Genomic DNA, 21,867 nt, shown 5'->3' with positions numbered 1-21,867 from the left:
CTAACTAAATTATTAACCCTTTAAGTAATCATTAACTATATTTTTATGATAGCGGGTCACGGTTTACTGATTCATCTTACCAATTCAGCGGTATTAAAAACACTTAGCCACATTGCAGCAATAATGAGCACTGTCGTTTAAATACTCTTTTTTATTTAGGTTTTAATTATGTTTAAAGTTCATTTTAGTGTTGTATTCGCGACGTTATTTACTTTGCCCGTATGCTCACAAGAAGCGCAAACACAATCACTCGTGCAAAAAGCGTTAAGTAATGCGCCCACAATTATAAACTTATCAGCAAACCATCCTAACACTCTAGTAACGCCCGCTATTAATGAGCTCGATGCCAGCCCTGAGTCGGATTTAATTCGTTATGGGCGCTTATTAATTATTGATACCTATAAACAACTTCCCAATAACGTAAATAATAAGCTCAATTGTAGCACTTGCCATCTTAATGAAGGGCGTGTAGCCAAAGCCGCGCCTTATGTGGGCATGAATGTGGTATATCCAAAGTATCGTTCACGTAATGCAAAAATAAACACCATTGAAGACAGAATTAATGGCTGTTTTCAACGTTCCATGAACGGCCAGCCACTGCCTACTAATTCAGTGCATATGCGGGCTATTGTCAGCTACATGAACTTTTTATCACAAAATATAAAAACCAAAGACGATCTGCAAGACAACACAGGTTTTGTCACTATTAATAAAGAGCTAATACCAAACGCCGATAACGGAAAAACTCTTTACATTCAGCACTGTACAAGTTGTCACCAACTAGACGGTCAAGGCTTTTATCCTAATAATACTTACATGTTCCCAGCCATTGCCGGCAGTCAGTCGTTTAATGATGGTGCGGGTATGGCACGCACTTACACCGCAGCGGCATTTATTAAAGGAAATATGCCATTGGGCCAAGAAGGCATGTTAACCGAGCAACAAGCTGTTGATATTGCTTATTATTTTTCACATTTAGAACGCCCTATTTTTGCCAATAAAGCGGATGACTGGCCAAAAGGTGGCGCACCAAAAGACGTGCGTCGATAACAACGTACTGTAGCGTAATAATTTGCCACTCACTTATTTATCTTCTTGGAGCGATATAAAGTTAACAGCCACATTTTAAGTAAAAATACGCTGAAACAGTCATAACGATAATTATTCTGCTAAAAATGCAGTATAATTTTTAAGGATCACTAACTTAGGTATTACATGCGGTACACTTTCAATTTAATATGTTGTTTGCTACTACAAACCATTGGTTTTAGTGCATCTGCTGTAACACTAAACGAAAATGACAGCTTACAATTAAAATCAGCTATTTGGCATCAAGTAGATTTAGCTAAACCAACCCAAGGTGAGCAACTCGTTAATGCCTATGACAATGTTAATACTCCCATCACTTCGCTGTACAGTGCGAATGGCAGTGCAATAGCAAAAATTAGTTTAACCACAACGAGCGCTGGACGCTGGTATATAATACCCCAAGTTAATTACTTAGATAGTGGCGTTGCTTTTTATCAAGATGCTAGTGGGATCAGAAAAGTCGCTGACTTTTCACAAGATAGTGCCATCCCATCAGCCATTGTAATGCACAGCCGAGCTTTTGAATTACAACTAGAAGCTAATTCACACGGTGTTTTATGGCTTTATGTTAATGCTAAGCACTTTGCCAAACCTGTCAGCATTAACGTTATTCCTCAATCTAGGTTTGTTAAACTTCAGTTTTATATCAATTCATTAAGCTTAGTGTCTATAACGATAATGCTGACCTTGGCTTGCATGGCCTTGATCATGTTTTTTAAAACACGACATCGCGTGGCATTATTTTGTGCAGGTTACATAGGGTTACATGGCATTGGTTGGGCATTCGCAGCGGGGATAGCTGCGCTACTTTTTAATTACCATGCGATTAACACCCATTACTTTGGCATGTATATTTTTGCCTTTGCTATTGCCTCTGCCAGCTCATTTGCCTATTACTTATTTAACTTTGACCAACATACCCGTTCTGGTATTAGCCGATTTTTAAAGTACTTTTCCATAACGGCACTTGCCTGTGGTTTTTTAAACCTATTTTTATCCTTTCATTGGGTGTTCTATTTAGCTCACTTCCTCGCTGCAATTTGGGTGTATTTAAGCTTAAAGCTTGGCTTTACAATGCTGGGGATGAAGGACTTTAGAGCGAAATACTTTTTAACTGGCAACCTTGTTTATAGCTTATCCTTGGTTATTTTTATTTTATCGCACCTAAATTTAATAGAAATAAGTTCACCTGAATTATGGGTGCTTATTGCTCTGGCCATTGATTGTATCTGTATTTTGCTTTCTTTATCTGAATGGCTAAAAATAAAGCAAAACAATTATATAAAAGCGCTAGAGTTATCACGCATAGATCCACTCACCAAAGTAGGAAACCGGCTGCAATTACAACAAGTGCTCGATAACTTAGATAATTTTTACCTCATAGTGTTTATAGATTGCGACAATATTAAAAGCGTTAACGATCACCTAGGTCATGCTCACGGTGACAAACTACTCATTGAAGTTACACGGTTAATTAAAAGCGCGTTAGCCGATAAAGGTGAGGTATGCAGAACTGGCGGTGATGAGTTTATTTGTGTGTGTAACGTTAAATCAGCACAACAGCTCGGCCAACTCACCCTGAGCATCAACGAATCGTTAAATTATATTCATCAACAAGTACAGAAAAACTGGCCCCTATCAGGCCTGAGCTATGGCATAGCAAGTAGTGAGGAATGTAATGACTACAAAGCCTGCTTAACCTTAGCCGACCAACGAATGTATACATTAAAGCACCAACGTAAAAACAAACGTCAACACGTTTAGTGTTATTACAGGCACAAAAAAGGACGCTAAAAGCGTCCTAATATAGAATAATGGTGGAGAGAGAGGGATTCGAACCCTCTAAAAATATTCAACACTCCAACAGAAAAAATTAACTAATTGATAATTAAGTAATAAAATCAGTTATCTCTTTAGTATTCTCGGGGTTAACTTTTTAATTGCACCACAACAGTGTGCCTATCATATATCAGCTAACAGTAACTAAAATTAAATAATCTGTAAACACAAGAATGATAAATATACCTAATTATGAGTATTCGAGGGTCTGATTAGTCCATAACCCTCAGCTTTAGAGTTCTTTTCAGCATACAAATTTTAGTTATTTACTAAGTCAGTTCCTATTGAAAAGAAAGAATAAAATACTAAAAGCAAAACAAGTCCATAAAGTATCCACTTAGCTGAATCGAATATAATTTCTAACAATTCGTTTGGCTCAACATCAGAATGACCTGTGGTTTTGATTTTATCTTCAGTTACGAGGGGCAACCAATACTCTCTATAAAAAATTTCTGACTCTTCGAAGAATGAATGTCCACCATCATAATATCTATTGAGTACAACTCCTTCTTTGAACCCATAAAAGCCTGTTCTACCGGCCATTCCAAGACCCGGAGCAAAGAGATAAGCGAATGGTAATGCTCCATCATTTACACCACAGTCATTTACAATATTATCAACTGATAGTTCTTTTTTAATTTCAGCCCAGTTAAAGTTTCTTTTCAAAACTGTACCTGCTAAGGTTACAAGTCTGATATTAGGCGCATTTAAAAATGACATTTTTTTTAGTGCGTTTGCTAAGATATATGACCCAAAACTATGAGCAAAAAAATAAAACTCCCCCTCAGGATGCTCTGATACTAACTGCTTTAAATCTCTTTCAAAGGCAGATAATACTCTTTTTCGCCATATGGGTATAAGAATTTTGAAAGGAGCTTTGTGAATATACTTGTATGGTTTAAATACAAAATTATTATTAGAGCCTAATGCTTTCTCTAAAGAATTTTGCCACCTCCCAGCGGTATTAATCCCATGGACCGTAACTATTACCTTTTTCTTACTATTGACCTTCTGATTAGCATTAGCTCCTTTTTGAAAAGCTATTTTACCCTTAAGAGCTTCAATCCAATCATCTGACTTAGAAATATCATATAAACTTATATCAGACGCTATAAATTGTTTTTCTGAGTTATTTTTAAGATCTGAAAAGCTAGTTAGGCCTATGACGCTTTTAGGAGATGGAATTTGTCCACTCTGAATTTGTTCTAAAATGGTTAATCCAGCATTATCTTTAGGGATTTTCCCCCTAATGGGAAGCTTTAAATCGAGAACCATAATTTCAAACTGTTTAGATTTGAGTTCTTGAATTGCTTCCATCACATTTTTTGAATTAATAATGTTGGATTTATCTAACCCCGTTGATGTAATCACACTATTAATGTGTTCACGTTTATCTTTGTTATCTTCTACTACTAATATATTAATCATTTTTAAAAGATCTTATGATAGATTCTAGTTTGACTTTCCATAAATCAGAAGAGCCATTATATTTTATGAAGTCGATTAAATACTCTGAGTACTCTTCTGACAAAGAATCATAAATTTCACTTAGTGAAATCACATCATCATGTCGTCCGAACTCACTAAATTGAGAAAACAAAATAAATTTTACAGTCTTTAATTGACGATATGAAACTGTTGCTAATACATCTTTTCCAGCTAATGCTCTACTGGTACGGCTAAGTGAGCCTGAGCTTGAAGGCATAGACATATCTAAAATTACTAAGTCATAATCGGTTCTAGTGATTTCTCTTATTGTGTCTTTGAATGATGTCGTAACAGAAATATCTATTTCAGAAAGTCCGAAGTCTCCAAGTAAAAAATTTTTTACATCCTCTACTTTTTGAACAGAATCATCAGCTATCAGAATTTTCATAAAGTAACCCTTCACCATCTATTATTTGAATAATTAACTTATATTCATCTTGCTTAAGCGCCACTGAAATATTAGCTTTCACCTTGACTCTGTTTGCTAATAAACTTTTAATTTTGAAAAGACCGCTTCCAGTGTCTTTCGATGCCTTATCTGAATTATTAGAGCTTAACTCATCATTCATCACGTCTATTCTGCTTGATAAAGTTTTGAAAACTTCTTTACTTATCGAATTCCTGACTTCTAAAGTATAACTAGAGCCACTTTTGTTTATACTTACGAAAAGATCAAGTTCAATACTCAAACCACAGTGCCGAGTTGAGTTTTCAATTGCTAAAGATAATACCGTTACCAATGTTGTGAAATTAGCAGGTTTTATTAAAATATGTGTATCATCTTTAAATACTTTGTTTATTCTAATTGATGGGTATAGTGACTCCACTAGCTCAGAAGATTTTTCATACACGGCACCAAAGTTAAAAGGACTAGATGGCTCTTCAGCCCACTCAAACCATGCTGACATATCGTCTACCCTTTCAGCTATTTCACTCCTAGCTAAACTCACTTTTTGCTTAAAAGCTAAAGGAGCAAATTCAACTTCAGTTAATAACTTATCAAATTTTAAGAGCATTTTTTCTTTCAGCTCGTTTAAAGCGACGGTTCTTAATTCTGTTAAAATTGATTCAGTTTGATCGTCTAACCATACAAATACGTTGTCCACTAATGACTCAAAACTTTTTCCAACAGAAAATAGCTCTACAAAGTCAATAATATTTTGAGGTGCCAATATATACTGGAAAAACCTTTCATCCTCACCAACTAAGTCAACAGAATCAGCATTACACTTCCCTCTGAACGAATAAATATCTTTCTCGATCTCGACTAAAAAATTTGAAAGAGAAGTTTTAGCGTGACTCAACGATTCCTCATTAAATAATCTATAGTCTTCAAATACCTCATCTACACTAAATTTATTATTTGCTGCCTTTCGCCCAGCAAGCCCTTGTTTTCTAAGGGGGGACCATAGATGATTCTTAACTTCGCCATGCCTGAATCTAAGATTAAGACAGTTATCAAGACCGTGTAATTTATTAACCGTATATTCTCGATAAATACTAAGTAATAATTCCGCTAAAGTATTTACTGTATCTGACCCTGTAACTGTAACGTCAAACTTATCCTTATTTTTTATTTCTACAAATTTGACATCTTCTATAGCAACATTTCTATCAAGCTGTTCCAAACCTTCAGCGTACTCTTCAATAAGTAAGACCTTCAGAGCTTCTTTTTCAATTTTTATGCGGCCTTCGTTAATATCAGAACTGCATATAAATAAAATCAGCCTGTTAAAAACAGAGTTGTATTCATTTGTTATAAAACTTATGTCTTTTATGAAGTCATGTTTAGGGTTTTCTTTAATGTATGTAGAACAAATATCAAGCCTCGTTTTATATATATCTGCATCGCTATGAAAAAAAGTGATTAACCCATCCATTACATCTACAGTCATTACCTTAGATAATAAAAAATGAGACAAAGGCCAACTCAAAGGATTTAGTTCTGAATGATTTTTAATTCCAATTTCAAAAAGTAAATTCTCAACGATATTAGAAATTTCTTGTGTAACATTAGTAGTCGGATATTTTAAATTGAAATAATGTAACGAAATTGCACAAGCCTCTAATAACTCAATATCGTTATTTCTTTTGATATGGGAAATGATATATTTAGAGATTGTTTTTAGAGGTAAAAGTGCTGGCTCAATGCCGTGTAATAAGCTAATAGACATTTCTTTTATAGCATGCTTATAGTCTTCATTTTTATAATAACAATCTACAACTCTTGCTCTGATTTCTTGCTGGCATAATTGAGGTTCACTGATATGTTTTAATTTATTAAAAAGCGCCAGAGATTCATTATATTCACCTGAAAGAAATAAAAACTCAGCCTTTCCTTTGATGCTTCTCCAACTAGGGATGTTATTTGAAAAATCTATTGTATCTTGGGTAGATGAACCTAAAAACTCTTGAATAAATATATTTCCCTTCCAATAGCTGCACAATATTTCTCTTACGGTCTTTGATTTAATTGAACTGAAAAATTTAAGGTCAAATGGGGAAATCCTAACCTGAGTTGAATCTGCAAAACTATAACAGGTAGATATGCTTTCTCTACTTTTAAATGCATACTTTTCAAATTGTGCTCTGATATGGTAAGCCCAATCGAACTGTTTTAAATTTAAAAAAATTAATTTAAGTTCTTTTAAAGAAGTGTCTATATCGTTTTTATTATTTAACTGATAAAACCTAGTAATTATCTTTTTTACCATCGGCGGGTAACTTTGTAAATCATCATTACTAGTGATCGATTTCGACACAATTTCATAAAGGAAAGAAAGATTGGGATGTTCTTTAAATAACGTATCACAACTCTTTATAACCCTTACTAAATCACCGCTTATGTATTGATTTGAAATCTCTTTTAAATGCTTTTCTTGGCCAATATTTCCATCGTAAGATGACTGGTATTTATTAAGTAATAGTGTCAACTCATCATCATTAATTTGATCTTGGACTTCACTTATCATTTTGAAAGTTTTTTCAAGTTCAATCCCATGAACAAGACAATATCTAAAAATTCTAATAAAGTACGTATAAAGGTCTGGGATTCTTTTAACTGAGCAATTTGATATTATTACTCTTAAATCAGCATAAGAATCGGTAGGGTTAAAATTTGAAATAAACCTGAAATAATCTTCTAAATTTTCATATCCATGTACACGAAGATCTTCTAGTTGCCTCCCCAATGATTGAATATATGATTCATGTGTAGCAGTACTTCTGCTTTTTAAAAATTCATATATGATTGTACCGGATGACTTTCTAGATAACTCTTCGGGCAATGAATTACGAAAATCTAAAAGCTCTTTATCTTTCTGTTGAAAAAACAAACTAGAAAAATAAGTGGAAACTGTCCAAATACTCTGACCACAGTTTTCAATGATTTTATCAAGTTGACACTCTACAACGTTATAGTTTTCGTCTAAAAGAGCCTTCTCTAAAACCTTTCTCTCTTGTACAAAAAAACTGCACTCTTTAGAATAGTGGGTAATTAAAGTAGAAACAAAATGAAGGCTATCATCTATCGAACTTTCAATCAGTGTATTTAAATTAAATAAATCAACTTCAAAATCACGATTCTTTAATAAGTTATCAAAAGCAGATTTAAATATTGGAACTTGAAAAAGTTCCATAACAATATAATTTGCTACGATTAAATTCCTAGATGTACACCTTATTTCGTTGATTAACCCAATTAGCTCCTCAGTTGATAAAGTACCTTTTTTAATTAACCAATTTTTGAAAGTTATTGATGGGTTAGAATCTAAATATCTTCCCTTTTTCTTTATTTTTTTAACCATAACTAGGCTTTCCCTGAACTGCTTTAATAAAATCGAAACATTACACACTTTAAAGAACAATAAGCTTTAAAAACTAACAGAATCAATAACTTTTGTCACTTAAGAAACGTTATCTTAATATAAGAACATATAAAAATGACTTTATTTTAATGCTTATTTATCTGAGCATTCCTCCAATGGCAGATCAGATTTCAGATACTCAACTATAAAATCAGATAAAAGAATGCTTTTTTGCTGCTTAATTGTATAAGTATTTTCAGTTAAACTTTTTGCGTAAGGTTTGAATCTATTCGCGGTATGAAGATACTCTGATGCAAAGTACCTATTCTCACAAAAAAATGGTTTTTTATCAGCGACAGCATAACCAGAAATAATTCCAGAAATAGTGGAGCTGACAACGGCATTACAAATACCCACTTTACTTGAATCTTCAATACAATTTACACGATACCAATTCAACGTGCCGGCATGACCGTAAGGAGTAGCAATTAATGCGAGAAAGATAATAATTAGTTTTTTCATTTTACAATTCCTTTGATAGCTAACTGCTAAAATAAATTCTTGATTAAAGGCCTTAGTAGCCTTTGCAATCGACTGTTGACCTTAAATTATCGTAAAGTTTTGGGGCATACAATAACACCCCACAAACTCCTAACGATCGTTCATCTCTAAGTCAGATAAATATTCCAATTTGCTATCGCAAATATAGTTTCTAAAGTCTTACCTTTATCTATATACAAGTAGGTATAACTCTTCAATATTTTTAATACTTAATGGACATATTTCATATCTCTTCACTCTTTTACCTTGAATTCTGGGCCTGCTAGAAATTTGTTCTAGCCCAAAATTATTTTTAAGTATATCACTGACTAAAGATCCTTTATTTTCATAGGCTACACTCTTAAATTCAAATATTGATTTATTGATACTTTGAATGTCGATAATAGAATTATCTAATTCTATAGTGCCGTGTGCTATAAAATTTTCTAGCTCTAATATTTCAGATATGAAATATTGTCCTGAAAATGTATGTATATCTATTTTTAATATATCCAATATTTTTCGGAATACTTTTTGTTTAATGCGTTGCAACGCCGTTAGTTTTTTCTCTGGTTTATTTGTTCTACATAAATAAATATTATTTAGCTTAAATCTTCCCGTTGAAAATTTATCGAACTCTAATACCCTTCGGTATAAACCCTCACAATTTAAAACATTAAAATAAGTAAGAGTTTCATACTTTCTCAACTGGTTACGTTGCCCTTCGCCCAATCCCTCCCACTGGTGTTTTAAATGGGAATACTCATTTGCTTGGAGGGTTTTAACCGTCATTAATTTATCTACGGTCACGTTGGTTTGATATTTTTCTACTAATTTAGTTTGGCGGTCGTATTTAACCTCTACACCTAGGTGTTCAAGCATGATTAATACGTTATTTTCATAATGATATCTCATGAAATTATTGTGCTGTATTCGTGATATTACCCTTTCAACATCTGAATTATTGTTAATTGCTGAAACCTCTTCACTGTATTCGTCTTCATTGACATTTTCGATAAGCTCTTGGAATTTGATAGCTTCAGCGTCACGGTGATAAATACCTTGAGACTGTGAAAATGATAAAAGTATTTCAAGAACCCTCCTAAATCTTCCGCTAGACTGAATTAATTGAGTGGGTAGTATAGTTTTAGCTGCTAATAAATTAGTTCTAGTTATTGCTTTAAAATCAAAATTTAAGCCAGATGTTAACGAGGGTGATATTTGAATATAGTCGTACTCGTTAATCCTATTTTCAAAATCATTTATTAGCTCCTGACCTCCTTTACTCTTAAGAAACGTACTATTTATAATTAGTGTTCTAACCTCGGAATCCCGCTTTTTTTCAGCATTAGCTTTCACAATGTCGCGGCTTTGGAAAAACTTACTTGAGTACTTTTGGCCTTGATCGGAAAACGTTATTTCTGTAGAGCCTGCATTAATATTATTTATCAATTGTTTAAAATGAACATTCCGGCTCATAACTGTTACAGATCTTTTTGGAGTAAGAACTGGATCAGTATTTTCAATTATTGTGATGTTTTTATTTGTTGCTTCAATAACTTGTCTAGCACTTAAATCACTAAATAATGCATCCGCAATAATAACTTTATCTTTATTAAGTAACTGAAAAAAACGTGCCATTGCGTCTCCGCGTTCACTTAACTTACCTGTTTTGATTAGCTGCTGTGTTAACGCTAAAGCACATTCCTCAAACTCTTCCACGAATAGGATTTGAGATTCCTGTATGTACCTGAAAAATTTATCGTTTGTCGTTGCTGAGTTAACACAACAAACTAAGCCAGACAAACTCGTAATATCCTTTGGTAAATTTTTACTTTGATAATGCCTAGAGTCTTGCTCGGGAACAATCTGTTTTGATAAAGCAATATCTGGAGTAAGTATCGTTGGTTTATATTCTGAATTCCGGCACAAGTCTTTAAAATAAGCAGAGACACCATATTTACTTTTACCACTGCCCATTCCACTTTTAAGAACAAACATACCTTTGTGCGACTTCAGATAATCTAGTAACTCAAATTGATAACTGAGCTTAACAATTTTTATATTATTATTAGCATCGGGTTCTATGTACTTTTTTATATATTTACGGTGTCGTTGATATTTTTTGAAAAACTGAGATAAAGCCTTTTTTACATCTAGGTTTGGGTTAATATTTTGCTCTAAATGCCCTTGAGCATCGCACAAGGACATTTTAAAGGGAATTTGGTGCTTAAGTATGTCTGATACAATTTCGACAGCGTTACTCAACAGTTTTGGCTCTTCAGCTAAACTAAGTAATGTTAATGCATTTTCAAGTTTCGACTGTTTATCGTCATATCTATTTGAAAAGTCATATTTGGTGTTTTTGTTTATATATAGAACGCATTGATATTTAAAAGCTAAGTTAACTACGTATTTTAGGTTGACTGAATTTGCTAAATATATAACAGCCACACTCTTGTTTTTTAGCTGCTTTTCTAATTGTTTATGATCAGTGTAATAACATTCGTCATTTGCCGCTTCTAAATAAAACCGTTCACCATAATTACACTTAATAATTTTTCTACTTTCTTTCATTTTTTGCTCCAATATTTAATCAAGAGCAAAGCTTATAATGAGTTACCCAACAATCCCTATTAGGGGGCTAGTATACTTTTGATAAAAGTGGGGGGTCACGAATATGAAATGATAATATTCAACATAATTTTGATTGAAACAATTGAATGTGTCCCAAAATCATCATATTTATATATATAAAATACGGCAAGTTTGGGACAGAAAGAGAACATCTAAAACATAGATATATCCATCGCAAATTGCGATGGCGGTTTTGATATTTTTCTTTTGTCTTTGCTTTTTAAGCGTAGAAACTCTTTTTTAGAAATTAGTAAGCAATCGTGTAATTTTAACATTTTAAAATTATTGGGCACTTTAACTATATTTCCCAGTTGCTCACTGCTTAAGTTTATACCTTTTGATATTCCATAATTTGAGTTTTTAAATCTGACGCCGTTTTGTTCTTGTTTAGATTTATTTATAGAGTATAACCACTGAAAATATACTTTTAGCAGTAGTCGAATCATTTTCATTTGCATAATTTCACTTTCAATTTGTTGTTTGGTTTTTCCATGGGTAGAAACGGGAATCCAAAGTTTAAAAAATTGATAACTGTGATTTGATTTGTCTAACGGATTCTTTTTTACTTCCGGACTAGGGATTAGAACATAATGTTGATTTGGCTCACTTAGCTCCATTCCAGCTGGTTTAAAGCCATTACTAATTAAATCCGTAACCTTAATTTCTAACTCGTTAGAATCTTCTACAGCTCCCCAATGCTCATCTTTATTATAAAAAATTCCCTTTTGCTGCAAGTCTTTAAATTTATACCCAAGACCCATTTTACTTGCCCTAAACGAGTTACCGCCTATACTAAAGCTCAGCCCTTTAACTTCCCCCTTTTGTAATTGTACATGACACCCAACACCTTTATTTATTAAAGCCTTTATAAATTCCGGCAATGATAATTGTTCCGCCTTTGAATTAACAATAACTCTGTCAATGACGCTTCTAACTTCATGAATTTTCGTCTTAATCGTAGGGTTATTTACTTTGTTACATAAGTCACCTATATAAGGATTATTATCGTGCTCTAATGAGTACTTTTCTTCTAATTCTTGTCGAACTAAAGCTGACTTTTTATAATTTTGACCATCCTTGAGTTTTTTGTATGGTGGTGTATTTGAGATGCAGCAAAGCATTATATGTACATGTTGATTTATGGTATTTGAATGCGAACATGCAAACCAATGGTGATCTGTGTACCCCATTTTATTTACGTAGTCTTTTATTAACTCATGCCATTTTGATGACGTTAGCGTTTCATTTTCGCGTAACGAAATTACAATATGAAGATAAGGATGTTTAACTCTTCGATTTTTACTCTCAGCTTTCTCAAATTCTTCAATAATTGCACTGCAATCCACTTCCATTTTACTAGCATCAAATTTAGAACTGGAAATAAACGAATAAAATGGGTTAGGTACACACAGAGAAGAACTCGTACCGATGAATTTAACAGTGTCATGGCTTTTTCCTGTATTGGCATTCTCTATATTACAAATATACTTTACTAATATAGGTGCTGTGCCTCGTGCATCTTGTTTTTTAGTTTTGATATATTCAACTATCATTGTACGAAGTCCCCCTCAGCTATGGAGACAGCGGCTAATTCGAGCAATTCATTGCTACTTAATGTTATAAGTGCCATATTTTGCATAACATGCTTTTTGTGAATATCACCTTTAAAAAAGTGAGCGAGCATCCAAGCAGCTTTATCTACTTCATTTACGTACTTTATAGCTTTATTCAGATTATCAACTTTAGACTCATCTGATCTTGTTTCATCAGTGAGTACCTCTTGCTCTAAAAAAGAAACTAAACGATTTAAAGCTGAAACACAGTTTGTCATTTCAATGGCTATATCTTTATTGATCTTGGGAATAGAGATGACAATTTTTGCATCAGGATCAATTGAGAGCATTAATTGATGGCGTATAAATTGACTACTATTAGTAATAGTTGATTTTTTAAACGCTTTTAAGAATTCTGCAAGTTCTGTTTTTGAGAAATATGTAGTGATTCGATGAACTCGGCGTTCATCTGTATTTGTATGATTTTCAGTCATAACATTACCTTTATGTTATGACGACTGCTATTATTTCCTGTTTTTTATTATTTAAGCATTATCCATTAATCGTCTGATTAATATTATTATGTACTGCGGGAGCAGACATACAGTCAAAATAACAACTATGATAATAGTGATTATTTGACCTACCCTGCACCAAGAATTTAACTAATTTTTACAAGGATTATATTAATAAAAACACAAATAACTCACACAGTCAACAAGCCTAAACCACTGATTTAATTGGCCATTTGTTTTATATACATTAAACCTAAAATATAGCCTTGGTTAATTTCTATAAGTATTTGGAAAAACTGTATTTTAAGATTTTGGTTTTGCAAGAATGGTAATAAACTGAAATGTAAAAATAAATTTAATTAATTTTTGATGAGTTAGTAGTTTCGTAAATAAAGGCATTATTCATATTCTTATTCGAGCCTTTAATTACTATAAGCTAATTGCTAGCTTGCTTTTTTACAGAAAGTCAAAAGTAATCTTTTCCAAAATGAAATTGGCTGGGTTTCAAATACATCATCGTTTGCAGCTTTCACACTAGGAAGCTCAAAGTACTTACTAAAATGCTCTTCAACTTTGTCGTATGTTTCTGTTGCATCTTCTTTTATCCAAACACCATAGTGCTTTTCAATCATTTCTTTTGTTGTGTGCCCCATTTGTTTAGCAACCCAAGCTAGCGGTATACCCTTTGTTAAAAGTTGACTTGCAAAAGTATGCCTTAAATTTTTTGGCGCTATATATTTAATTCCTCGAGATTGACAATGAGCTTTGAAAAAATCCGCTTTAAAGTCGTCAACATGATTGAATATTTCATTACGTTTCGAGTTAAAAGCCAGCATAGTTCGTGTATAACTTTGAACAGTAATATTATCTCTCTGAGTAACATTAACTATCGAAGTTCGGCGCTGTTTAGCTAACAAGATTAATTGTTCCAAAATAGAAATCGCATTTTCAGACAAATCTATTAGCCTCCTTGAGGATGTTGTTTTCGTCACTTTATATCCCCCCATAGCAAGGGTGAATTCTACGAGATATTGCCCATTTTCTCTGTTAAAACCCTCTTCGTTCAGAGCAAGCAGCTCCCCTATTCGCAACCCAGTCAGCAATGCAAACTGAATAAGTAAAATTTCAGTTCGAAATGATTTATCAATCGTAATTAGGCGTCGAATATCATTAACTGTGAATACTTCTGGTGGTTTATTATTTGCTACAGGAAAGCCTTTATTGCCAAGCGGGTTAGACTTCAAGTACCCCGAATTAGTTAAAAGTTTAATCGTTGGATTAATAATTTCCATAAAGTTCTTGATAGTTCTACGTGCATATCCTTTTGCAAATAACTCTGCTTCAAATTGTAACCATTCGTTTTCTCTAAACTGACCTACAGCATATTGGCCAATCCAGCCTTTAATCTGATTTGATTTTTTAATATGTCCGATTATGGTGCTCTCTGCCAAACCTGAACATTTCAATTGAACGGCATGATCTATTACAGCACTTAATTTTGTTTCATTCTCTATTTTAAATATTTCGATTCTCATATTGTTACTACCTTTTAAGCAATTGCAGAATTGCAACTGCGAGGCAAAGATATAACTAATTGATATTAACTGTCAAATCAAAAAACTTACAACCATCTGATTTTAATAGGTTTTTTGATACACAATGAGCACCATACGACATTGTTTGGTTAATACTCATCGTGTATTAGCACCAAAATAAATACTAAATTTTTCATAGAGTTAACATTAATCATTTTTTTGGTGGAAATTGTTCAAATTTTTTTTCAATTATTTTCAGATTTATAAGTTTTTTAGGTAATAACTCCACTTTTTCTTTCAATAGTTTAATGTTTAACTTCTTTCCATATCTTCCAAACGTTATATTTGCTTTAGAATGTCCAACCAATTCAGCAACAATATTTTCATTAACATCTAACTGTTGAAGTTCGTCAATAAATGTATGTCTTAATCCGTAAATTGTAGGTCGATTACCAGCTTTCATTCCTAAATTATTCAATATGCGTAAAAATCGAGCACTGATCTTTTTGCTCCAGTCACCATACTCATCATCCGGCTTTTCACTAAAAAGTAATTTCTTTCCCCGTGACTTCTGCTTGGCAATGAAATTGAGAAAACCTAAATCCAATAAAAGAGAATGGACTGGAATTTGACGGTAAGCATTGTCTGTTTTTAAGTTTGAATGTTCATCAGCACTGTCGATGTTAAAGACCTTAATTCCATTAACTTCAGTGATAGAATCGACAGTAATCTGACAAGCTTCAGAAACTCTCATTCCCGCATAAAGACATAATAACGGCACCCAGAGATCGGCTTGTTTAAATTCAGAATGTTTCAAAATTTGATATCTGGATTGTAAATGGGTAAATAGTAGATCCAGCTGTTCTTCATTCCATCTCAGTCTTTCTTCATGCTTTTTCTTACTTGGCTTCTGGCCAAGTTTTATTTTTTCAAAAGGGTTAGATTGGATATATTCCAGAACAGTGCACCATTTAAAAAACTGGTTTATCGCTGATAGATAGTTATGATTTGTTTTGTAACTCCGGCCTTCATTTATCAACAAATTTCGATAATCCATCGCCATTTTCGGCGTGACAGTATTTAATGGAAGATCTTTTGACCATTGGATAAAATGATTAATTCTTAGATTTAATTGATTAAGAGAGCGGTATGAAATCTGCTCGGCTTCTTTTGCTTCAATAAACTCAGCCAGCGCTGACGATAAATTAACTTTTAGCGAGGGCTCTAATATTTCGCTACCCTCAAAAGTTGCTTGATTAGCTATTACGTCGCTATTGAAGCTATGCTCTCTAAACTCCGCGACCTTACCGTGAAACCATGCTGAGAACTGATTAACAGAGGCGCAAGAGTAAACATAAGGAAGTAGTCGTCGAATAAAAAGTGAGGTTGAAAGATTTCTATCAACTGCTATAGATCTGACCTTGGTCTTCAAGGAGATTTTTACAGAAAATGGATATCCACTGTCCCGTAATGCTTTAGGAAGAGGGATTCTAGTATAATAAGTATTATTTCTATCTTTGATTAAGTACATTGCACCACTCGATTGAACCACCGAGCAGAATAAAGGAGGATTTGACGTACTTATTCTTTTATTTTCAATAATTTATAATGGTGGAGAGAGAGGGATTCGAACCCTCGTTAGGGATTAACCTAAACACACTTTCCAGGCGTGCGCCTTCAGCCACTCAGCCATCTCTCCACAATGTTGCATTGCAACAGCGCGCTATAGTATGAAATACACTTGCTTGATGCAAGGCCTTTTTAACATCACGCTTTTAACTGCTCAATAATCAAACTAACCAGCTATAAGCAAATAAAAAAGGCGATACCTGAGTATCGCCTTTATCTAATGCATTATATTGCCATCTATTATTTTGCCATATTGGCTGTAAAATCAAGCATGCGATTTAATGATTTAAGTGCGCCTTCGCGCAAATCCATGTCAACAAACACTTCTTTACCGCTGGCATCAATCAGTGCTTCCTCAATCGCTTGTAAGCCATTCATTGCCATCCATGGGCAGTGAGCGCAAGTTTTACACGTAGCGCCGCTACCGGCCGTTGGAGCTTCGAAAAACTCTTTCTCTGGGCATAGTTGCTGCATTTTATAAAAAATACCGCGATCGGTGGCTACAATAAACTTTTTATTAGGCATAGTTTGCGCTGCTTTAATTAGCTGGCTAGTAGAGCCAACTGCATCGGCTAATTCAACAATTTCAGCCGGTGATTCTGGATGCACAAGTACGCCCGCATCTGGGTGCAATGCCTTCATGTCTTTTAAGGCTTTGGTTTTAAATTCGTCATGTACGATACATGCGCCGTTCCACATGATCATATCGGCACCGGTATTCTTTTGAATATAGCTGCCTAAATGCTTATCTGGGCCCCAAATAATTTTTTCACCTTGCTCATCTAAGTGCTCTACTATTTCAAGTGCACACGATGAGGTAACTATCCAATCAGCACGCGCTTTAACCGCGGTAGAGGTGTTAGCGTATACCACCACTTTACGGTCTGGGTGTTGATCACAAAATGCTGAAAACTCATCCACAGGGCAACCAATATCTAATGAACAAGTCGCTTCAAGTGTTGGCATCACCACAGTTTTATTGGGGGTTAAAATTTTAGCGGTTTCACCCATAAAACGTACGCCCGCGACAATGATCATGTCGGCTTCGTGTCTAGCGCCAAAGCGTGCCATTTCTAGAGAATCGGCTACACAACCGCCTGTTTCTTCAGCGAGTGCTTGAATTTCAGGATCAGTGTAATAATGAGCAACAAGCACCGCGTTTTTTTCTTGCAGTAACTGCTTTATTCGCGCTTTATATTCGCCTTTTTCATCTTGTGTTAACGGAGCTGGCTTAGGAGGAAAGATATAGCCTTCTGGCATAATAGTTTGAGCTAAACTCATTGTTCTCGTCCACTTTATTTACAGTGTAATTAATAGTGCAAATTATACGAGAAACTAACACTAAATAATAGCAATCTAACAAGGCAGTTTATAAATAAAGATTAGGGAGATAGTAGGAAATATTTCATGTCTAAGAAAGTGTACTAGAAGTGGTGGGTCATGATGGACTTGAACCATCGACCAATGGATTAAAAGTCCACTGCTCTACCAACTGAGCTAATGACCCGCTCTGGTTTACTTATAAAAAGTAAGGCTGCGTAAATCCGCCGATTATAACCATTCAATAGAGAATGGTGGGTCATGATGGACTTGAACCATCGACCAATGGATTAAAAGTCCACTGCTCTACCAACTGAGCTAATGACCCGCTCTGGTTTACTTGTAAAAAGTAAGGCTGCGTAAATCCGCCGATTATAACCATTCAATAGAGAATGGTGGGTCATGATGGACTTGAACCATCGACCAATGGATTAAAAGTCCACTGCTCTACCAACTGAGCTAATGACCCGCTCTGGTTTACTTATAAAAAGTAAGGCTGCGTAAATCCGCCGATTATAACCATTCAGTAAAGAATGGTGGGTCATGATGGACTTGAACCATCGACCAATGGATTAAAAGTCCACTGCTCTACCAACTGAGCTAATGACCCGCTCTGGTTTACTTATAAAAAGTAAGTACGCGTAAATCCGCCGATTAGACCATTCTAATATAAAAAGAATGGTGGGTCATGATGGACTTGAACCATCGACCAATGGATTAAAAGTCCACTGCTCTACCAACTGAGCTAATGACCCGCTCTGATTTACTTATAAAAGTAAGTACGCGTAAATCCGCCGATTATAACCATTCAATAGAGAATGGTGGGTCATGATGGACTTGAACCATCGACCAATGGATTAAAAGTCCACTGCTCTACCAACTGAGCTAATGACCCGCTCATTGTGTTTGTTAACACATTGCGTAAATCCGCCGATTAAGACCAAACTTTATTAACAATAAAGAATGGTGGGTCATGATGGACTTGAACCATCGACCAATGGATTAAAAGTCCACTGCTCTACCAACTGAGCTAATGACCCGCTCTTTTTGTCGCATTTCGAGTGGGGTTACCATTCGTTTGCTGCGGGCGCTTATAATACTTATTTATAAAATGAGTGCAACCGAAATTGTCTCTTTTTTTAAGTTTTTATGTCTAGTTGAGCAATTTTAGACCGCTTATGACAAAAAGCAGTCTAATCAAGCATCAACATTTATTTTGATAAGCGATCTGTGGCTAATTTAGCAGCAGTTGTACTTGGGTACTGATTGATAAGCTCATTCAGTATTTTTTGTGCTTCTGCCTTCAAACCTTGCTCTTGTAAAAGTGTACCAAGCTTTAACATCGCATCTGGGCGTTTATTTGAATTTGGAAATTCGTTAACAACTACTTTAAAGTGCTCGGCTGCTTTTACACCGTCATTTTTAATCGTTAATAGTTGTCCCAGCCAATAATGTGCGTTTGAGGTGTACACTGAATTTGGATACGTTGTTAAGAACGCTTGAAATTCTGGAATAGCTTGGTCGTAGCGTTTATCTTTCATTATAAGCGCAACAGCACGTTCGTACGCTTCGTTTTCAGATAAATCGCTGCTGTAGCTCTGCTCATTACTTGGCTGTGTGTAGTCTGTTGTAGGCGCTGGAACGGTCGGCTTTGCATACGCTTGGCTAACACGGTTCTCAATTTCTTGATAAAGCTCGCGTTGACGCTGGAGTACTTTTTCAAGCTTATAGCTTTGCTCTTCAGTTACTCCGCGTATTTGACTAACTTCATCTTGCAGTAAATTGAGCTGTTGCTGTAACTCTACTTGTAAAAAATTACGCTGTTGCATCATACTTTCAAGTGTTGCTAAACGCTTTTCAATGCTTGACTGTGAACTTGCAGCTTCTGAAACAGGAGCGGGAGCAGCCATTAACTGGGTGCTCCCGCTCAATATCATGGCTGCCAAAATAATTTTCGGCTTCATAATATCTCTTATCTTAGTAAACTAGTACCGCACGGCGGTTTTTAGCGAAAGCTGCTTCTGTGCGAGTCTTAACCATTGGCTTTTCTTCGCCGTAGCTAACTACTGACATTTGGCTTGCAGAAACACCTAAGCTTTGTAGGTATTTTTCAACTGCTTGTCCACGGTGCTCACCAAGTGCAATGTTGTACTCTGGCGTACCGCGCTCATCTGCGTGGCCTTCAATTAATACTTTAACAGAAGGATTTTTAACTAAAAACTCAGCGTGTGCACGAAGTAAGTCTGCATATTTGCTTTCAACTGTCGCTTTATCAAAGTCAAAGTAGATAATTTGCTCTTGACGAAGCGCTTCGTACTTTTGACGAAGTTGCTCTTCTGCTTGTTGCTCTGGCGTCATTGTGGCTACTTCAACTGTATCCGTTGTTGTTTGCTCAACAGTTGCTTGGTTTGACTGGTTAGCTGCATTTTCGTCGATATCTGAAGATGAGCTACAAGCTGCTAGTGTCATTACTGGCACAGCAATTAGCAGGCCTTTAAGTATTTTGTTAAGTTGCATTGAGTAGATTCCTATTTTGAGTAAACCAGCAATTATTACTGTAAATATGGCGACCAAGCCGGTGCCTTTACTTGTCCATCAAGCACAGGTAAACGTGCTTTAAAACGGCCGTCCATCGATACTAGCGCAAGTACCTGTTTATTATTGTGGAGCGTGCTGTATATAATCATCGAGCCATTCGGCGCTATGCTCGGTGATTCGTCAAGGCGAGTTCGTGTTAAAACTTGAAACGCACCTGTAGCCAACTCTTTCTTAGCAAGATGATACTGTCCGTTAGTACGGTTTACCATCACTAATTCTTTTCCGTCTGGCGAAATAGAACCCGCTAGGTTCATGTCACCGTCAAAGGTTAATCTTTGCGTTCTGCCAGTTTTTAAATTTAACTTATAAATCTGAGCATTACCACCCCTTTCCGACGTAAATACTATATCTTCACCATTTGGGTACCACGAAGGTTCGGTATCTATACTACGATGGCGTGTTAATCGCGTCTCTTTACGTGTTAGTAAGTCTAATAAGTAAACCTCAGTTGCACCAGTTTTATCTTTTGACAGCACTAGCAGTAACTTTTTACCATCTGGCGAGAACTGCGGCGCGCCGTTAATTCCCTTGTAGCTGGTGATCAATTCGCGTTTACCCGTATAAATGTCTTGAATGTAAATTTGGCTCTGGCGATTTTCAAAGGTTACATACGCTAACTTAGTACCGTCAGGTGACCAAACCGGTGACATTAATGGCTCTTTTGAACGCAATAATACTTGTTCATTAAAACCATCGTAATCAGCAACCACTAACTGATAAGGCTTTTCTTCGGTATCACGTACAATAACATAGGCTATTTTTGTTAAAAACGCGCCTTTTTCGCCAGTTAGCTTTTCATAAATAACATCACTGATGCGGTGCGAGTATCGACGAAATCCAGTTTCACCAATTACGCTTTGACGTGCTTCTAAAATATGGTCTTGGCTTTGAACAAGCTTACCGTTGCTCATCATTTGTGTTTCACCACCAGTAATTTGGCCGCGAATAACATCAACAAGCTCATAACGTACTAAGTAACGTCCGTTGGTTTGCTGTTCTACTTCACCCACTAAAACCGCTTCAACGCCTTTATTAACCCAAGCGCCGTAATCAATATCGCCGTCTTTATGTGGTTGTTGAGGCATTTGTGAAACACTAACTGGCTTAAATTTACCACTGCGCATTAGATCAGCAGCAATAACATCGCTAAGCTGCTCTGGAATAGGGCCAATACCTTGGTATTTAAAAGGCACAATCGCAATCGGTCTTGCACCGTCTATACCTTCAGTAATAACAATTTCAAGTGCCGCGTGTGCAACGCCCTGAAACCCTAATATTAAAACTAAACAGGCTATTTTAATTTTGTTAAACATGTCAT

At 35.3% G+C, this 21,867-nt stretch carries 15 protein-coding genes and 8 tRNA genes; 2 read left to right on the top strand and 21 right to left on the bottom strand.

Annotation, left to right across the window (positions count from 1 at the left end; translation table 11 throughout):
- Nucleotides 1–168 precede the first annotated feature (168 nt).
- Both ABZP26_RS06560 and ABZP26_RS06555 read left to right on the top strand, forming a co-directional pair.
- On the top strand, nucleotides 169–1,050 hold the full coding sequence (locus ABZP26_RS06560) for a c-type cytochrome (RefSeq protein ID WP_368485514.1): 882 nt from the start codon (nucleotides 169–171) through the stop codon (nucleotides 1,048–1,050).
- A 165-nt stretch (nucleotides 1,051–1,215) separates the two neighbouring features.
- Entirely contained in the window at nucleotides 1,216–2,853 is a 1,638-nt protein-coding gene (locus ABZP26_RS06555; protein ID WP_024601361.1) for a diguanylate cyclase, read from the top strand.
- A 333-nt stretch (nucleotides 2,854–3,186) separates the two neighbouring features.
- On the opposite strand, the gene ABZP26_RS06550 is transcribed toward ABZP26_RS06555, so the two are convergent.
- From ABZP26_RS06550 to tolB, 21 genes are all read right to left on the bottom strand, one after another.
- Nucleotides 3,187–4,356, bottom strand: coding sequence for a response regulator (locus ABZP26_RS06550; RefSeq protein ID WP_193049676.1), 1,170 nt, complete (start codon nucleotides 4,354–4,356; stop codon nucleotides 3,187–3,189).
- A complete protein-coding gene (locus tag ABZP26_RS06545) occupies nucleotides 4,349–4,804 on the bottom strand; it encodes a response regulator (RefSeq protein ID WP_193049677.1) in 456 nt (151 codons plus the stop codon). The genes ABZP26_RS06550 and ABZP26_RS06545 overlap by 8 nt, the downstream gene beginning before the upstream one ends.
- On the bottom strand, nucleotides 4,785–8,222 hold the full coding sequence (locus ABZP26_RS06540; RefSeq protein WP_368485513.1) for a hypothetical protein: 3,438 nt from the start codon (nucleotides 8,220–8,222) through the stop codon (nucleotides 4,785–4,787). Before ABZP26_RS06540 ends, ABZP26_RS06545 begins: the two co-directional genes overlap by 20 nt.
- Nucleotides 8,223–8,375: 153 nt before the next feature.
- Nucleotides 8,376–8,744 (bottom strand): hypothetical protein, encoded by a 369-nt coding sequence (locus ABZP26_RS06535; RefSeq protein ID WP_368485512.1) that lies wholly within the window; start codon nucleotides 8,742–8,744, stop codon nucleotides 8,376–8,378.
- A 204-nt stretch (nucleotides 8,745–8,948) separates the two neighbouring features.
- A complete protein-coding gene (locus tag ABZP26_RS06530; protein ID WP_368485511.1) occupies nucleotides 8,949–11,339 on the bottom strand; it encodes a hypothetical protein in 2,391 nt (796 codons plus the stop codon).
- Nucleotides 11,340–11,551: 212 nt separating this feature from the next.
- On the bottom strand, nucleotides 11,552–12,952 hold the full coding sequence (locus tag ABZP26_RS06525) for a relaxase/mobilization nuclease domain-containing protein (RefSeq protein ID WP_368485510.1): 1,401 nt from the start codon (nucleotides 12,950–12,952) through the stop codon (nucleotides 11,552–11,554).
- Nucleotides 12,949–13,446 (bottom strand): hypothetical protein, encoded by a 498-nt coding sequence (locus ABZP26_RS06520; RefSeq protein WP_193051416.1) that lies wholly within the window; start codon nucleotides 13,444–13,446, stop codon nucleotides 12,949–12,951. Before ABZP26_RS06520 ends, ABZP26_RS06525 begins: the two co-directional genes overlap by 4 nt.
- A gap of 464 nt (nucleotides 13,447–13,910) precedes the next feature.
- The gene (locus ABZP26_RS06515; protein WP_193051418.1) at nucleotides 13,911–15,002 is read right to left on the bottom strand and encodes a tyrosine-type recombinase/integrase; all 1,092 of its coding nucleotides are present in this window, start codon (nucleotides 15,000–15,002) and stop codon (nucleotides 13,911–13,913) included.
- A gap of 211 nt (nucleotides 15,003–15,213) precedes the next feature.
- Nucleotides 15,214–16,533 (bottom strand): tyrosine-type recombinase/integrase, encoded by a 1,320-nt coding sequence (locus ABZP26_RS06510; RefSeq protein ID WP_368485509.1) that lies wholly within the window; start codon nucleotides 16,531–16,533, stop codon nucleotides 15,214–15,216.
- Nucleotides 16,534–16,611: 78 nt separating this feature from the next.
- Nucleotides 16,612–16,701 (bottom strand) — tRNA-Ser (locus tag ABZP26_RS06505).
- A gap of 170 nt (nucleotides 16,702–16,871) precedes the next feature.
- A complete protein-coding gene (nadA, locus tag ABZP26_RS06500) occupies nucleotides 16,872–17,912 on the bottom strand; it encodes a quinolinate synthase NadA (RefSeq protein WP_013464643.1) in 1,041 nt (346 codons plus the stop codon).
- Between the two features lie 150 nt (nucleotides 17,913–18,062).
- A tRNA-Lys gene (locus ABZP26_RS06495) sits at nucleotides 18,063–18,138 on the bottom strand.
- Between the two features lie 65 nt (nucleotides 18,139–18,203).
- Nucleotides 18,204–18,279: transfer RNA gene (locus ABZP26_RS06490), tRNA-Lys, on the bottom strand.
- Between the two features lie 65 nt (nucleotides 18,280–18,344).
- Nucleotides 18,345–18,420 (bottom strand) — tRNA-Lys (locus tag ABZP26_RS06485).
- A 65-nt stretch (nucleotides 18,421–18,485) separates the two neighbouring features.
- A tRNA-Lys gene (locus ABZP26_RS06480) sits at nucleotides 18,486–18,561 on the bottom strand.
- A 69-nt stretch (nucleotides 18,562–18,630) separates the two neighbouring features.
- Nucleotides 18,631–18,706: transfer RNA gene (locus ABZP26_RS06475), tRNA-Lys, on the bottom strand.
- A gap of 64 nt (nucleotides 18,707–18,770) precedes the next feature.
- Nucleotides 18,771–18,846, bottom strand: a tRNA-Lys gene (locus ABZP26_RS06470).
- A gap of 69 nt (nucleotides 18,847–18,915) precedes the next feature.
- Nucleotides 18,916–18,991 (bottom strand) — tRNA-Lys (locus tag ABZP26_RS06465).
- 171 nt (nucleotides 18,992–19,162) lie between these two features.
- A complete protein-coding gene (ybgF, locus tag ABZP26_RS06460) occupies nucleotides 19,163–19,915 on the bottom strand; it encodes a tol-pal system protein YbgF (RefSeq protein WP_024601152.1) in 753 nt (250 codons plus the stop codon).
- Between the two features lie 13 nt (nucleotides 19,916–19,928).
- Nucleotides 19,929–20,468 (bottom strand): peptidoglycan-associated lipoprotein Pal, encoded by a 540-nt coding sequence (pal, locus tag ABZP26_RS06455; RefSeq protein ID WP_013464641.1) that lies wholly within the window; start codon nucleotides 20,466–20,468, stop codon nucleotides 19,929–19,931.
- Between the two features lie 35 nt (nucleotides 20,469–20,503).
- Nucleotides 20,504–21,862, bottom strand: a complete 1,359-nt coding sequence (gene tolB, locus ABZP26_RS06450; protein WP_013464640.1) for a Tol-Pal system beta propeller repeat protein TolB — start codon at nucleotides 21,860–21,862, stop codon at nucleotides 20,504–20,506.
- Nucleotides 21,863–21,867 lie beyond the last annotated feature (5 nt).

Origin of the sequence: Pseudoalteromonas sp. SD03 (assembly GCF_040937955.1) — a bacterium.
Lineage (GTDB): Bacteria > Pseudomonadota > Gammaproteobacteria > Enterobacterales > Alteromonadaceae > Pseudoalteromonas > Pseudoalteromonas tetraodonis.
This window is presented reverse-complemented; position numbering and strand designations above follow the sequence as displayed.